12 protein-coding genes are annotated in these 12,836 nt (G+C 35.0%); all 12 read left to right on the forward strand.

Going from position 1 to position 12,836, the window contains the following annotated elements; all coding sequences use genetic code 11:
- Window positions 1–3: 3 nt before the first annotated feature.
- The 12 genes from BHY08_RS00715 (at window position 4) to rsgA (ending at window position 12,835) form a co-directional block, all read left to right on the forward strand.
- Window positions 4–1,683: a patatin-like phospholipase family protein gene (locus BHY08_RS00715; protein ID WP_071456039.1), complete on the forward strand. Its 1,680-nt coding sequence runs from the start codon at window positions 4–6 to the stop codon at window positions 1,681–1,683.
- A complete protein-coding gene (locus tag BHY08_RS00720; RefSeq protein WP_071456040.1) occupies window positions 1,680–1,898 on the forward strand; it encodes a YdbC family protein in 219 nt (72 codons plus the stop codon). The genes BHY08_RS00715 and BHY08_RS00720 overlap by 4 nt, the downstream gene beginning before the upstream one ends.
- Before the next feature lie 9 nt (window positions 1,899–1,907).
- Complete coding sequence (locus BHY08_RS00725) at window positions 1,908–2,795, forward strand: YicC/YloC family endoribonuclease (protein WP_071456041.1); 888 nt, start codon at window positions 1,908–1,910, stop codon at window positions 2,793–2,795.
- 93 nt (window positions 2,796–2,888) lie between these two features.
- Complete coding sequence (gmk, locus tag BHY08_RS00730; protein ID WP_071456042.1) at window positions 2,889–3,503, forward strand: guanylate kinase; 615 nt, start codon at window positions 2,889–2,891, stop codon at window positions 3,501–3,503.
- A 3-nt stretch (window positions 3,504–3,506) separates the two neighbouring features.
- Window positions 3,507–3,815 (forward strand): DNA-directed RNA polymerase subunit omega, encoded by a 309-nt coding sequence (gene rpoZ, locus BHY08_RS00735; protein WP_071456043.1) that lies wholly within the window; start codon window positions 3,507–3,509, stop codon window positions 3,813–3,815.
- Window positions 3,816–3,872: 57 nt separating this feature from the next.
- Window positions 3,873–6,299 (forward strand): primosomal protein N', encoded by a 2,427-nt coding sequence (gene priA, locus BHY08_RS00740; protein WP_071456044.1) that lies wholly within the window; start codon window positions 3,873–3,875, stop codon window positions 6,297–6,299.
- A 23-nt stretch (window positions 6,300–6,322) separates the two neighbouring features.
- Window positions 6,323–6,814 (forward strand): peptide deformylase, encoded by a 492-nt coding sequence (gene def, locus BHY08_RS00745; RefSeq protein WP_071456045.1) that lies wholly within the window; start codon window positions 6,323–6,325, stop codon window positions 6,812–6,814.
- Window positions 6,807–7,751, forward strand: coding sequence for a methionyl-tRNA formyltransferase (gene fmt, locus BHY08_RS00750; RefSeq protein WP_071456046.1), 945 nt, complete (start codon window positions 6,807–6,809; stop codon window positions 7,749–7,751). The genes def and fmt overlap by 8 nt, the downstream gene beginning before the upstream one ends.
- On the forward strand, window positions 7,744–9,114 hold the full coding sequence (gene rsmB / locus BHY08_RS00755) for a 16S rRNA (cytosine(967)-C(5))-methyltransferase RsmB (RefSeq protein ID WP_071456047.1): 1,371 nt from the start codon (window positions 7,744–7,746) through the stop codon (window positions 9,112–9,114). Before fmt ends, rsmB begins: the two co-directional genes overlap by 8 nt.
- A 17-nt stretch (window positions 9,115–9,131) precedes the next feature.
- The gene (locus tag BHY08_RS00760; RefSeq protein WP_071456048.1) at window positions 9,132–9,884 is read left to right on the forward strand and encodes a Stp1/IreP family PP2C-type Ser/Thr phosphatase; all 753 of its coding nucleotides are present in this window, start codon (window positions 9,132–9,134) and stop codon (window positions 9,882–9,884) included.
- Window positions 9,881–11,773, forward strand: a complete 1,893-nt coding sequence (gene pknB / locus BHY08_RS00765) for a Stk1 family PASTA domain-containing Ser/Thr kinase (RefSeq protein WP_071456049.1) — start codon at window positions 9,881–9,883, stop codon at window positions 11,771–11,773. Before BHY08_RS00760 ends, pknB begins: the two co-directional genes overlap by 4 nt.
- Before the next feature lie 177 nt (window positions 11,774–11,950).
- A complete protein-coding gene (gene rsgA / locus BHY08_RS00770) occupies window positions 11,951–12,835 on the forward strand; it encodes a ribosome small subunit-dependent GTPase A (protein ID WP_071456050.1) in 885 nt (294 codons plus the stop codon).
- Window position 12,836 lies beyond the last annotated feature (1 nt).

The raw sequence follows: 12,836 nt of genomic DNA on the forward strand, positions 1-12,836 counted from the left end.
AGAATGTTAAAAGAGTGGCTTCCATCAGATTTATATAAATTAAGTCGTTATCAAACTAAAGAGTGGTTACCATTTCAAAATAGTCATAAAAAAGCATTAAAAGCACTTTATAAAAATAGTCTTTCATTGCGAGATGATTATCTAGTAGTTGGATGGTATAAAGGAAATCAATTATTGGCTGTGTGTGATGGTGAAATTAAGGATAATATTTTTTGTGTAACAAATATTGTGAGTACGTCCTACTTATTTGGATTTAGTGAATGTATGATGTTGCTTGATGAGATTGCCAAGAGTCGTCTTTTATCAGAAGTGTATTTACCTGATTTTTCGGATGTTTCATTGGTCAAAAATAAATTGTTAGATTTAGGTTTTGTTAGAAAAAATCATCCCAAACCAGGGTATTATTATCACGTAAACTATCATACTGGAATTGTTTTAGGTGGTGGTGGTGCTAGGGGATCTTATCAAATAGGTGCATGGCGCGCGTTAAAAGAGTTAGGTGTTACCTATAGTATGATCAGTGGAACATCAGTAGGTGCATTAAATGGAGCGTTTATGGTACAAGGTAATTTACATGACGCTGAAGATATGTGGCGTGATATTGCGACAAATAAAATATTAAACTTATCGCTTGGTGATAAAGAAAATAAAACAAGAGAAAACTTGATTCAAGGTGTCAAAAATCTTACTTTATCCGCACTAAAAGAAAACGGCGCTGATAGTACACCTTTGTACCATATGATTGAAATGATGATTGATGAAGACCGAATGTTTGATCCAGATAAAAAACCAATTGATTTTTATTTTGTGACAACTCATGCACCAAAAATGGAAGAGACAGTGAAGTCATTAAAAGATGTACCAAAGGATGAATTAAGTAAATGGCTATTAGCTACATCATCATTTTACCCTGCGATGAGGGCATGTGAAATCAATGGACAGTATTATGTAGATGGTGGTTATCGTAATAATATACCTAAAGATATCTTGCTTAATCATGGAGCAAAAGAATTAATTGTAATTGATGTGAAAGGGCCGGGTGTTATTAAACCTGTAAAAACCCCTCGTGATATTTGTGAGATTACGATTAGTAGTAAATGGGGATTAGGCACGGTGTTATTATTTGATAAAGAACGAGCTATCTGGAATATGCAACTAGGCTATTTGGATACAATGAGAACTTTCCACCGATATGAGGGAAATTGGTATGCTCTAGAACCAAATAACTATAAAAAAGAAGCGGTGAAATTAACTAAACATTTTTTAATGTATCTTAAATCACAAGAAGCTATTAAACAGTTAGGTAAGAAAGTAACCCCTCGATGGATGGTTCAACATCATGTTCAACCAGAATTATTTAGCATTTATTTGTTAGAAGAGACTGCCCGTATATTATCGGTAGATCCTTCAAGAGTATATGCTATAGATGAATTATCAGATGAAATTGTCACAGTATTTAATGAGAAAAATGATGACGTCAACGATCAAATGCTTTTATCACTTAGTGAATGGTTAGCAGATTATGTGAAACAAACTGTCCCACTGTCTGAAAAAACTGTTTTGACATATAATTATCATTTGATTGAAACAAAAGTAGAAATAATTGGTAGGCTATTTGATATTAGTTGGAAACCAGTCTTACAAGCGTTATTTATTCATTTTTTAAAGGAGAGAAAAATATGAGTCAAGAATTTTCTTATGAAATTTTGGAAGAAATTGCCGTATTATCTGAAAATAATAAAGGATGGACAAAAGAATTAAATCTTATTAGCTGGAATAATCGACCAGCAAAATTTGATTTACGTGATTGGGCACCCAATCATGAAAAAATGGGAAAAGGCATAACGTTAACTAACGAAGAGTTTGCTGTATTAAAAGAAACTCTAACTAACATGTAGGGGTAAAATATGAAGAGTATGACAGGCTATGGGCATGGAGAATGTCAAAGAGAAGATTATCAGATAGTGGTTGAGATAAAATCAGTCAACCACCGTTTTTTAGATACACAAGTTCGTTTACCAAGAGAGTATAATCATCTTGAAATGGAGATGAAAAAAGTACTAAAAAATCAATTATCTAGAGGAAGAGTAGAATGCTTCGTCACGTTAACAAGGGAAAGCTCATCATCTCAAGAGTTAACGATTAACTGGAAAGTATTAGATAGACTAGTAAAAGATTTAAGTGAGGCTGAATTTCATCGCTACAAAGAACAACCTTTTTCTGCAGAACGCTTTTTAGAAGGTGGGATATTACATCCATCATTAGTTGAGGTAGTAGAAAAAAATGATGTGATAAATGATATTGAAGTAGATTTATTAGCCGTATTTAAGCAAGCGCTAGAAGCACTAAATGTAAGTAGACAAATTGAAGGTGAGGGCCTTCAATCGTTTTTTTATGAATACATTGATTTAATTAAGCAAGAGATATCAAGGATATCAAGAAAAATAGAGACCATAAAACAAGAATATTACGATAAACTGAAACAAAAAATGATGGACTTGATGACCGATACTCCTATTGATGAGTCTAGGTTATTAAGTGAAGTGGCTATTTTAGTGGATAAGAGTGATATTTCTGAAGAATTGGATCGATTGAATGTGCATTTGAATTCTATGGCACAATTACTAAGAAAAGAAGGACCAGTTGGGAAAGAACTAGATTTTTTAATCCAAGAGATGAATCGTGAAGTCAATACAATTGGATCAAAGTCAACTAATTTAGATGTTAAATCTAGTGTGATTCAATTGAAAACGTTGATTGAACAGATTAGAGAACAAGTTCAGAATATTGAATAATTGATAAAAATTCTCATAGATACTTGCAAAAACAAAGTTTAGGGTGCATTATAGAAGGTAAACTAAGAAAATTGTAAGTGAGAGGACGACACGATGCCAGAACGAGGGTTATTAATTGTATTATCCGGTCCATCCGGCGTAGGAAAAGGGACTGTCAGAAAAGCGTTATTTGAAAAAGATGACAATCAATTTGAGTATTCTATTTCAATGACAACACGCAATAAACGCGAAGGTGAAGTCGAAGGTGTGGATTATTTCTTTCGATCAAAAGACGAGTTTGAGCAGTTAATTTCTGAAGGTAAGATGTTAGAATATGCTGAGTATGTTGGAAATTATTATGGTACACCACTTGATTATGTTAATAAGACACTAGACGAAGGTAAAGATGTCTTTTTAGAGATTGAAGTGCAAGGAGCCATGAAAGTCAAAGAAAAAATACCAGATGGTGTCTTTATTTTTTTAACCCCTCCAGATTTTAGTGAATTAAAAGCACGAATCGTTAATCGTGGAACAGATGAGTTAGCAGTTATTGAAAAACGAATGACTAAAGCAAAAGAAGAAATCGAAATGATGCGTCATTATGATTATGCGGTAGTCAACGATGAGGTTGAATTAGCAGTGCAACGGATTAAAAAAATTATTGAAAGCGAGCATTACCGTGTGAACCATGTGATTGATCGTTATGAAAATATGTTAAAGGAGTTATAAACTATGTTATATCCATCAATAGATTCATTATTAGAGCAAGTCGATTCAAAATATTCATTGGTTATTTTAGCAAGTAAAAGAGCACATGAACTAGACGAAGGTGCTCAACCAATGATTGAACCAGATAAATTTGTTTCAGTTAAAAATGTTGGCCGTGCGTTAGAAGAAATCGCTGTGGGAGATGTGGTTATTGACCCAAACCCAGAGCTAAAAAGAGAATTACTTAGAAGACAAGAAGAAGAAAAAAAAGCATTAAAACGCCGTGAACATCAAGAACTTGAAGCACGTATCCAATTTGAGAAAAAAATGTAAATAAAAAACCTAAGAGATAGACCTCTTGGGTTTTTTTATTCGATAGAAGGTGAAAAAATGTCAAAGATAGCACACGTGATAGTTGATGTTCCAACCATGCAAACAGATCAGCCATTTACCTACCTTGTGCCACAAGAAATTGATGAGGCAGTTGAAGTTGGTGTGCGCGTTGAAGTACCGTTCGGAAATGGAAATCGCCACATACAAGGGTTTGTTGTAGGAGTTGATTTCTTAAATAATCAAACAGAAGATAGTGATCAATTAAAACCTTTAGTAGGTGTTTTAGATTTGCATCCAGTTGTTAATGACGAATTACTTCAACTAGCAGATGAAATGGCAAAAACCACCTTTGCATTTAAAATTACGTGCTTGCAAACGATGTTACCAAGTGTGATGCGTTCGACATACAAAAAGTGGTTAGTAGCGATAAAAGATGTGCCACAACGCATAGAAGAAGAGGTTTTTTTAGGACTTGGAGAACGAGATTGGGAAGAAATCAAGGAATCATCCTATTTGTCAGAATTACACCGGTTAAGACAAGCAGGTTGTGTCGATGTTCGCTATGAAGTGACGACTAAAAATAAAGTTAAAACAATGAAAGTCGTGCAAGCCAATTTACCTAGAGAAATGCTATTAGATATTCAAGTAAATACTAGAAAAAATGCACATCAAAAGCATCGATTACTTAATTTTTTTATTGACGCTCAAGAAGGTGAGTTTTCAGTGAAAGAATTAGTTGAAGAGCATGATTTATCACGACAAGTTATTAAGGAAGCAGTTGAATTAGGTTGGCTGTTGGAAGAAGAACGAGAAGTGTACCGCGACCCTTATAAAAATAGAGTATTTCAGCAAGATGAAGCACTAGTTTTAAATGATGAGCAACAAGTTGCGCTAGATAGAGTGACAGAAGCTACGTCTGAAAATAAAAATGAGGTGTTTTTATTAGAAGGGATCACTGGTAGTGGGAAAACAGAAGTCTATCTTCAAGCAATCTCAAATGTTTTAGACGAAGGAAAGACAGCCATTATGTTAGTTCCTGAAATTTCTTTAACGCCTCAAACCGTGACGCGATTTAAACGACGCTTTGGTGATAAAGTCGCAGTGTTACATAGTGGCTTATCTCAAGGTGAAAAATACGATGAATGGCGTAAAATAGAACGTAAAGAAGCTCAAGTTGTTGTTGGAGCAAGATCGGCAGTATTTGCTCCTTTAGAAAATATCGGGTTAATTATTATTGATGAGGAACATGAAACAAGTTACAAGCAAGATGAATCACCGAGATATCATGCTAGAAACTTAGCAATTTGGCGTGGGGAGTATCATCATTGTCCAGTGTTACTTGGAAGTGCGACCCCATCTTTAGAATCACGAGCAAGGGCACAAAAAAATGTGTATCACTTGTTGCAGTTAACCAAACGAGCTTCGGACAATGCTGTTTTACCAACTGTATCAGTGGTAGACATGCGACGTGAGTTGAAACAAGGTGTCACAGGTAGTTTTTCAGCACCTTTATTAACTGAATTGACTGAGCGTCTAGAGAAAAAAGAGCAGTCGGTTTTGATGTTAAATCGTCGTGGGTATTCTTCCTTTATGATGTGTCGAGATTGTGGTTATGTGTTGCCTTGTCCAAACTGTGATATCTCATTAACGCTTCACATGGATACAAAATCAATGAAGTGTCATTATTGTGGCCATGAAGAAGGTATTCCACAATGTTGTCCAATTTGTGATAGTAAAAAAATTCGTTATTATGGGACAGGGACACAAAAAGTCGAAGAAGAACTGCAACAATTATTACCTGATGCTAGAATTTTACGCATGGATGTTGATACAACACGTAGAAAAGGGAGTCACGAACGGCTATTACAAAAATTTGAAGCCAAAGAAGCAGATATTTTGCTTGGCACACAAATGATAGCAAAAGGACTAGATTTTCCGAATGTGACGTTAGTTGGTGTGTTAAATGCAGATACAGCATTAAATCTACCCGATTTTCGTTCAAGTGAGCGGACGTTTCAATTATTAACACAAGTAAGTGGTCGTGCCGGACGTGGAGAAAAACTAGGTAAAGTGATTATTCAAACCTTTAACCCAGAACATTACGCGATTACTTTAGCAAAAAATCAGCATTACGAAGCATTTTATCATCATGAGATGAATTTGCGAAGACAAGGGAAATACCCACCTTACTATTACACCGTACAACTTGTGGTGAGCCATGAAGAAGAGCTTCAAGCAGCAAAAAAAATGCACGAGATAGCAAATAAAATCAAACAAGCCTTAACCCCACAAGCCGTCATTTTAGGGCCAACACCAAAACCAATGGCAAGGATGAATCGTCGTTACTTTTATCAAACGGTTATAAAATATCGATTTGAAGAAAATTTAGGGCGAGTACTAGAAGAAATATTACAAGAGAGTCAAAAAGATATTAGAAGCGGCTTGCGCGTTAGTATCGATATGGAACCACAGCATTTTATTTAGTGCTTAAAATAAAGGAGTTTGACATGAGAGACATAATAAAATATCCTAACACTGTATTAACTACCCCGACAAAAAAAGTGACAGAAATTGATGATGAGTTGATAGATTTATTAGATGAAATGCATGCCATTATGCTTGAAAAGGATGGAATAGGACTTGCAGCTAACCAAGTTGGCGTATCATCTCGAGTGGCTATTGTCCATATAGATGACGAATCAGGTATCTTTGAGATGATTAATCCAGAAATTATAAAAAAATCAGGAAAAACCATCGATGTCGAAGGGTGTTTAAGTTTTCCGGAAGTTTATGGAACAGTGGAGAGATTTGATGATATTACAGTGAGATTTGTTGACAGAGAAGGATATGAAGTTGAGGTTGAGGCCTCAGATTATTTATCGCGTGTGATGCAGCATGAGATAGAACATTTGGATGGTGGGCTATTTATTGATAAAATAATAGAAAGACTATCACCAGATGAATTAATTGATTACATGGAGGAACATGGTTATGACTAAAATAATATTTATGGGAACACCGGCGTTTTCAGTGCCAATTTTAGAAGGATTAGTGAGTGAAGGGTATGATGTGGTTGGTGTTGTAACTCAACCAGATAGACCAGTCGGAAGAAAACGTGTGTTAACTCCGCCTCCAGTAAAACAAGCAGCTCTTGATTTAAAATTACCAGTATATCAACCAGAAAAAATCAGTCAATCAACTGAAATAGAAGAGATTATCGCTCTTAATCCAGATTTAATCGTCACGGCAGCATTCGGTCAATTTTTACCTGAACGCTTGTTAAAGGCTCCTAAATTTGGTGCGATTAATGTCCATGCATCATTATTACCAAAGTATCGTGGAGGAGCACCTGTTCACTATTCAATCATCAATGGTGACAAAGAAACGGGTGTCACAATTATGGAAATGATTAAAAAAATGGATGCAGGAGATATTTTAGCCCAAGAAGCCATTCCTATATTAGATACAGATGATGTTGGAACAATGTTTGAAAAATTAAGCTTATTAGGGAAAGAATTGTTGTTAAAAATATTGCCAGATTTATTAGCTAACAAGATGACACCAACGCCGCAAGATGAATCACTCGTTAGTTTTTCTCCAAATATTTCACGGGAAGAAGAAAGAATTAATTGGAATAAAACAGCCCAAGAAATCGACTGCCAAGTTAGAGGAATGCGTCCATGGCCGGTAGCTTACGCGATGTATCAAGACAAAAGGTGGAAATTGTGGGACGTGCAACCAGTACAAGATAAAACCACAGACAAATCTCCAGGGACGATTATTTTTAAAGATAAACATAGCTTGCAAATAGCTTGTGGCAAGGAAAGTATTTTACAATTAAATACTATCCAACCAGCAGGAAAAGGCCAATTAAGTGTGACAGATTTTCTAAATGGAATCGGAAAAACAGTGGAAGTAGGAGACGTTCTTGAGTAAACAAAAACAAGTACCAAAACACATTAAACATACAGCTCGTTATACAGCGTTAGATTTACTAACGAAAATTGCCAATAACCAAGCTTATTCAAATGTTTTAATCAATGAAGCAATCAAACGCCATCAGCTATCTGATAAAGATGCCCGTTTGATGACAGAAATTGTCTATGGCACAATCAGTCGTCAATTGACATTAGAGTATTATTTAGCTCCTTTTATTAAAAAAGCTAAAAAAGTCGATATGTGGGTAAAACAATTATTATACCTATCAATGTATCAAATGCTTTATCTGGATAAAGTTCCTGAGTATGGTATTTTTAATGACGCTGTGACGATTGCTAAAGCAAAAGGAAATCCTGGTATTGGAAAATTTGTTAACGGCGTATTGCGTAACATTCAACGTCATGGAGTGCCTTCTATAGATGATATTAAAGATGATGTAGAACGTTTATCAATGGAAATTAGTATGCCTTTATGGTTAACCAAACGTTTGATAGACGATATTGGATTTGAAGAGACAAAACAACTAGGAGAATCACTTTTGACACCAAGCCATGTGAGTGCACGAATAGATACACGAGTCATTGCAAGAGATGAAGCGATTAACGTGTTGCGAGAGGAAGGATTAGAAGTAGAGGAAAGTCAGATTTCACCTTATGGAGTGGTTGCTGAAAAAGGATTTTTAGCAAGTAGCTCATTGTTTAAAGAAGGAAAAATGACCATTCAAGATGAAAGTTCTATGTTAGTGGCACCAAGTATGCAAATCAATGTAAATGATACTGTGCTAGATGCCTGTGCAGCACCTGGTGGGAAAACAACACACATCGCCACTTTCTTAGAAGCGGATAAAGGTGGTAAAGTGATTTCATTAGACATCCATCAACATAAAATAAAATTGATCGAGTTAAATGCAGAAAGATTACATGTTGAAGATGTTGTTGAGGCGATATTACTAGATGCAAGAGAAGTGAAAAATAACTTTCCAGATGATTGTTTTGACCGAGTGCTAATTGATGCACCGTGTTCAGGTTTAGGATTATTACGTCGAAAACCAGATATTAAATATCATAAAACTCCTGAAGATTTTATGAACTTGCAACGGATTCAATTAGAAATTTTAGAAAGTATTGTGTCAAAAGTATCACAATGCGGTATAATTACGTATAGTACATGTACGTTAACTCATGAAGAAAATAAAGATGTGGTAGAGAAGTTTTTAAACAAACACCCTGAATTTGAGTTGATAGATGTCTCTGGATCAGAGGAACTAGAAAAAAGTTATCACCAGAAACAGTTACAATTATACCCACATCATTACCATACAGATGGATTTTTCATCAGTTGTTTCAAACGAAAAACATAGATTAAGGGAGTGTAAACATGCAAATTGAATTCCAAACGAGTGTAGGACGTAAGAGAAAAAATAATCAAGATACTGTTGGTGTCTATAAAAATAAAAAAAATATTACGTTAGCTATTGTAGCTGACGGAATGGGTGGACATCAAGCTGGAGACACAGCAAGTTATCTTGCTGTTACTGGATTAGGCGAAGTTTGGGAAGAAACCATGTTAACTCAAAAAGATGATGTGTGTGATTGGTTAGTCGATCATATACAAGAAGAAAATGCACGAATTTTTGATCAAGGAAGTATAAACCCAGAGATGTTTGGTATGGGGACAACCATCGTTTCCACGGTTATTTTAGAAGATGAATTAATTTTAGCGCATGTGGGCGATAGCCGGGCTTATATTGTTCGTGATGAGGAAATTAAGCAATTAACAGATGATCATTCATTAGTGAATGAATTGATAAAAACAGGTGAAATTTCAGCAGAAATGGCACAAAATCATCCTAAGAAAAATATTTTGGTTCGTTCAATCGGCGTACCAGGTGAAGTGGAAGTAGATATTTCTCTTATCTCATTTAAGCCACAGGACATGATTTTACTATGCTCTGATGGATTGACAAATATGTTAACCGATGACGAAATTAAAGAAGTTATGTTGACGGATTCACTATTAAAAAATCGAGTGGAAAAATTGATAGAACTGGCTAATATAGCAGGTGGAACAGATAACATTACGGTGTTAATAATCGATTTTGACGATGACTTACAGGAGGATACACCATGATAAACATAGGAACAAAAATAGGGGGACGCTATGAAATAATTGGTAATATTGGTAGCGGTGGTATGGCAAATGTTTATTTGGCTCGAGATCTGATTTTGAATCGTGAAGTTGCAATTAAAGTATTGCGTTTTGATTTTCAAGATGACCAAAATGCAATTCGACGTTTTCAACGTGAAGCACTAGCAGCAACAGAAATGGTTCATCCCAATATTGTGAGTGTTTATGATGTTGGTGAAGAAAATGGCATGCAGTATATTGTCATGGAATATGTTCGAGGAACAGATTTAAAACACTATATTCGTAACTATTCCCCAATCCCATTAGATACGGTTGTTTATATGATGGAACAAATTTTGTCAGCTGTTTCACTTGCCCATGAACATGGCATTATTCACCGAGATTTGAAGCCGCAAAATATTTTAGTTGATGAACAAGGCAATGTGAAAATTACTGATTTTGGTATTGCAATCGCGTTATCTGAGACATCTTTAACTCAAACTAATACACTGCTTGGTTCTGTTCATTATTTATCACCAGAACAAGCAAGAGGTGGTATGTCGACTAGGCAATCAGATATTTATGCTTTAGGGATTATTCTCTATGAGTTGTTAACAGGACAGGTGCCCTTTGAAGGAGAATCAGCTGTTTCAATCGCATTGAAACACTTCCAAAAAGATGTGCCATCAGTCCGTCAATATAATCCAAGTATTCCTCAGGCATTAGAAAATGTTGTGCTTCATGCAACAGCGAAAGAAGTGTCTGATCGATACAAAACAGTCAATGACATGTATTCAGATTTGAGTACTTCTCTAAGCCCTGAAAGAGCAAATGAACCAGTTTACGCACCAAGTTCTATGACAGATGAGACAATCATGTTAACTCCTGTTAAAGAACCTGAACCAGTCGTATCAAAAATGCCATTAGAAGAATCTGATTTGGATTTACATAGTCAAAATGATGAAACATCAAATGACAAACCTCGATCGAAAAAAAGAGGAAAGGCAATTGCTGCTATTCTTGGTATACTAGTTGTGATAGGTATTGGATTATTCGCATTAGGAACTAAGCAAGATGAGGTGACTATTCCTAATATAGAAAACATGCCACAGTCTGAAGCGATTAAGGCATTAGAAGCAAAGAAAATTAAAGTTAATCCTAAAATAGAGACAATTTCTGATGATAAAATAGAAGAAGGACGTGTTGTTAAAACACAACCACCTATTGGATCTAAAATCAAGCAAAAGGGAGAAATTGTTCTGTATATCAGTTCGGGTAAAAAATCTGTCTCGATGATGGATGTTGAGGGAATGTCAAAAAATGAAGCAAAACAAGCGCTAATAAAATTTGGATTTAAAGAAAATAACATTAGTGAAAAACAGGAAGCTTCTAGTGATGTCGAAAAAGATAATGTTATGTCACAAAGTATTCAACCTGGAACAGAAATTGTTCCTGAAAATGAAAAAATTACATTAACTATTAGTAAAGGTCCGGATAGCTTTTCGCTTGCTTATTTGACAGGATACACACGAGACCAAGTAGCTAGATATATTGATAGTGAAGGATTGTTATTACGAAGTGAAGGACAGGATTATAGTTCCTCTGTTCCACAAGGACAAGTTCTATACACAACACCCGCTGGAGGAACACCAGTTAAAAAAGGTGATTATATTACAGTAGTTTATTCATTAGGACCTGAACCTGTGAAAACTGAACCAAGTAGTTCAACAGAACATTCAAGCGACACAACAGATTCTACTGAAACGACACAACATTCTGGAGACGGAAATCAAACTAATCAAAATCAAGGAAACCAAAATAATAATCAACAAAATCAAAATAATGGAAATACCAAGCCAAGTCAAAGTGAACCAAAAGAGAAAAAAGAATAGATATTTAGAATGATTAAAAAGTGATTATTGATATCGTAGTAATGATGTCGATAATTGCTTTTTTGTATTTGTGTAATGTATGTTCTGTCTATATAAGTCTGTATAAAAAAAGAAAAAGGGTGTAAAAATATGGTACAATAACACATAGAATAATGTGATTATCAAAGGAGGAAGTAAATGCCTAAAGGACAAATCTGTAAAGCGTTAAGTGGTTTTTATTACATTGACTATAAAGGCAAGCGTTATCAAACACGAGCGCGAGGGAATTTTAGAAATCGAAATATTACACCACTTGTTGGTGATTGGGTAGAATTTGAAAGTACAAATGAAACAGATGGCTATATTTTAGATGTTTATGAACGAAAAAATGATTTAGTTAGACCACCTGTTGCTAACATTGATCAAGGTGTCGTTGTATCGAGCTGTGTGGAACCTAATTTTTCTACTAATCTATTGGATCGATTTTTGGTTACGTTATCTGAAAAAGATATTGCGCCTATTATTTATGTTACGAAGATGGACTTAGCTAGTGATGATGTGAAGCAAGAGATGATAGAAATCCAGAAAGACTATGAACAGATTGGTTACCCTGTTTTACTTGCAGAGAAAGAATCTTTAGAAGATTTAACAGATTTTTTTAAAGATAAGTTAACGGTGTTTATGGGACAATCAGGGGCAGGTAAGTCAACTTTGTTAAATCAATTATCACCAGATTTATCATTAAAAGTAGGAGAGATTTCCGAAAGTTTGGGACGAGGTCGCCATACAACGAGACATGTTGAACTGATTGATTTATTTGACGGATTAGTAGCAGATACTCCTGGTTTTAGTTCGATTGATTTCTTAGAAATGACATTAGATGAATTGCCGAAACGTTTTCCAGAATTTGTTGAAGCGTCGGTTTACTGTAAATTTAGAGAATGCAAACATCGTCATGAACCAAAATGTGAAGTGAAGAGAAAAGTTGAAACTGGTGAAATATTAGCTAGTCGATATGATCACTATTTACAATTTTATGATGAGATTAATAACCGAAAACCAGTATATAAAAAAAATAAATAAA

This window comes from Vagococcus teuberi, assembly GCF_001870205.1.
Classification (GTDB): Bacteria; Bacillota; Bacilli; order Lactobacillales; family Vagococcaceae; genus Vagococcus; species Vagococcus teuberi.

What these genes read in the sequence shown, in the direction of transcription:
- BHY08_RS00715 (WP_071456039.1), top strand. Translation starts at nt 4, where the DNA reads ATGTTAAAAGAGTGGCTTCCATCAGATTTATATAAATTAAGTCGTTAT.
- BHY08_RS00720 (WP_071456040.1), top strand. Translation starts at nt 1,680, where the DNA reads ATGAGTCAAGAATTTTCTTATGAAATTTTGGAAGAAATTGCCGTATTA.
- BHY08_RS00725 (WP_071456041.1), top strand. Translation starts at nt 1,908, where the DNA reads ATGAAGAGTATGACAGGCTATGGGCATGGAGAATGTCAAAGAGAAGAT.
- gmk (WP_071456042.1), top strand. Translation starts at nt 2,889, where the DNA reads ATGCCAGAACGAGGGTTATTAATTGTATTATCCGGTCCATCCGGCGTA.
- rpoZ (WP_071456043.1), top strand. Translation starts at nt 3,507, where the DNA reads ATGTTATATCCATCAATAGATTCATTATTAGAGCAAGTCGATTCAAAA.
- priA (WP_071456044.1), top strand. Translation starts at nt 3,873, where the DNA reads ATGTCAAAGATAGCACACGTGATAGTTGATGTTCCAACCATGCAAACA.
- def (WP_071456045.1), top strand. Translation starts at nt 6,323, where the DNA reads ATGAGAGACATAATAAAATATCCTAACACTGTATTAACTACCCCGACA.
- fmt (WP_071456046.1), top strand. Translation starts at nt 6,807, where the DNA reads ATGACTAAAATAATATTTATGGGAACACCGGCGTTTTCAGTGCCAATT.
- BHY08_RS00760 (WP_071456048.1), top strand. Translation starts at nt 9,132, where the DNA reads ATGCAAATTGAATTCCAAACGAGTGTAGGACGTAAGAGAAAAAATAAT.
- pknB (WP_071456049.1), top strand. Translation starts at nt 9,881, where the DNA reads ATGATAAACATAGGAACAAAAATAGGGGGACGCTATGAAATAATTGGT.
- rsgA (WP_071456050.1), top strand. Translation starts at nt 11,951, where the DNA reads ATGCCTAAAGGACAAATCTGTAAAGCGTTAAGTGGTTTTTATTACATT.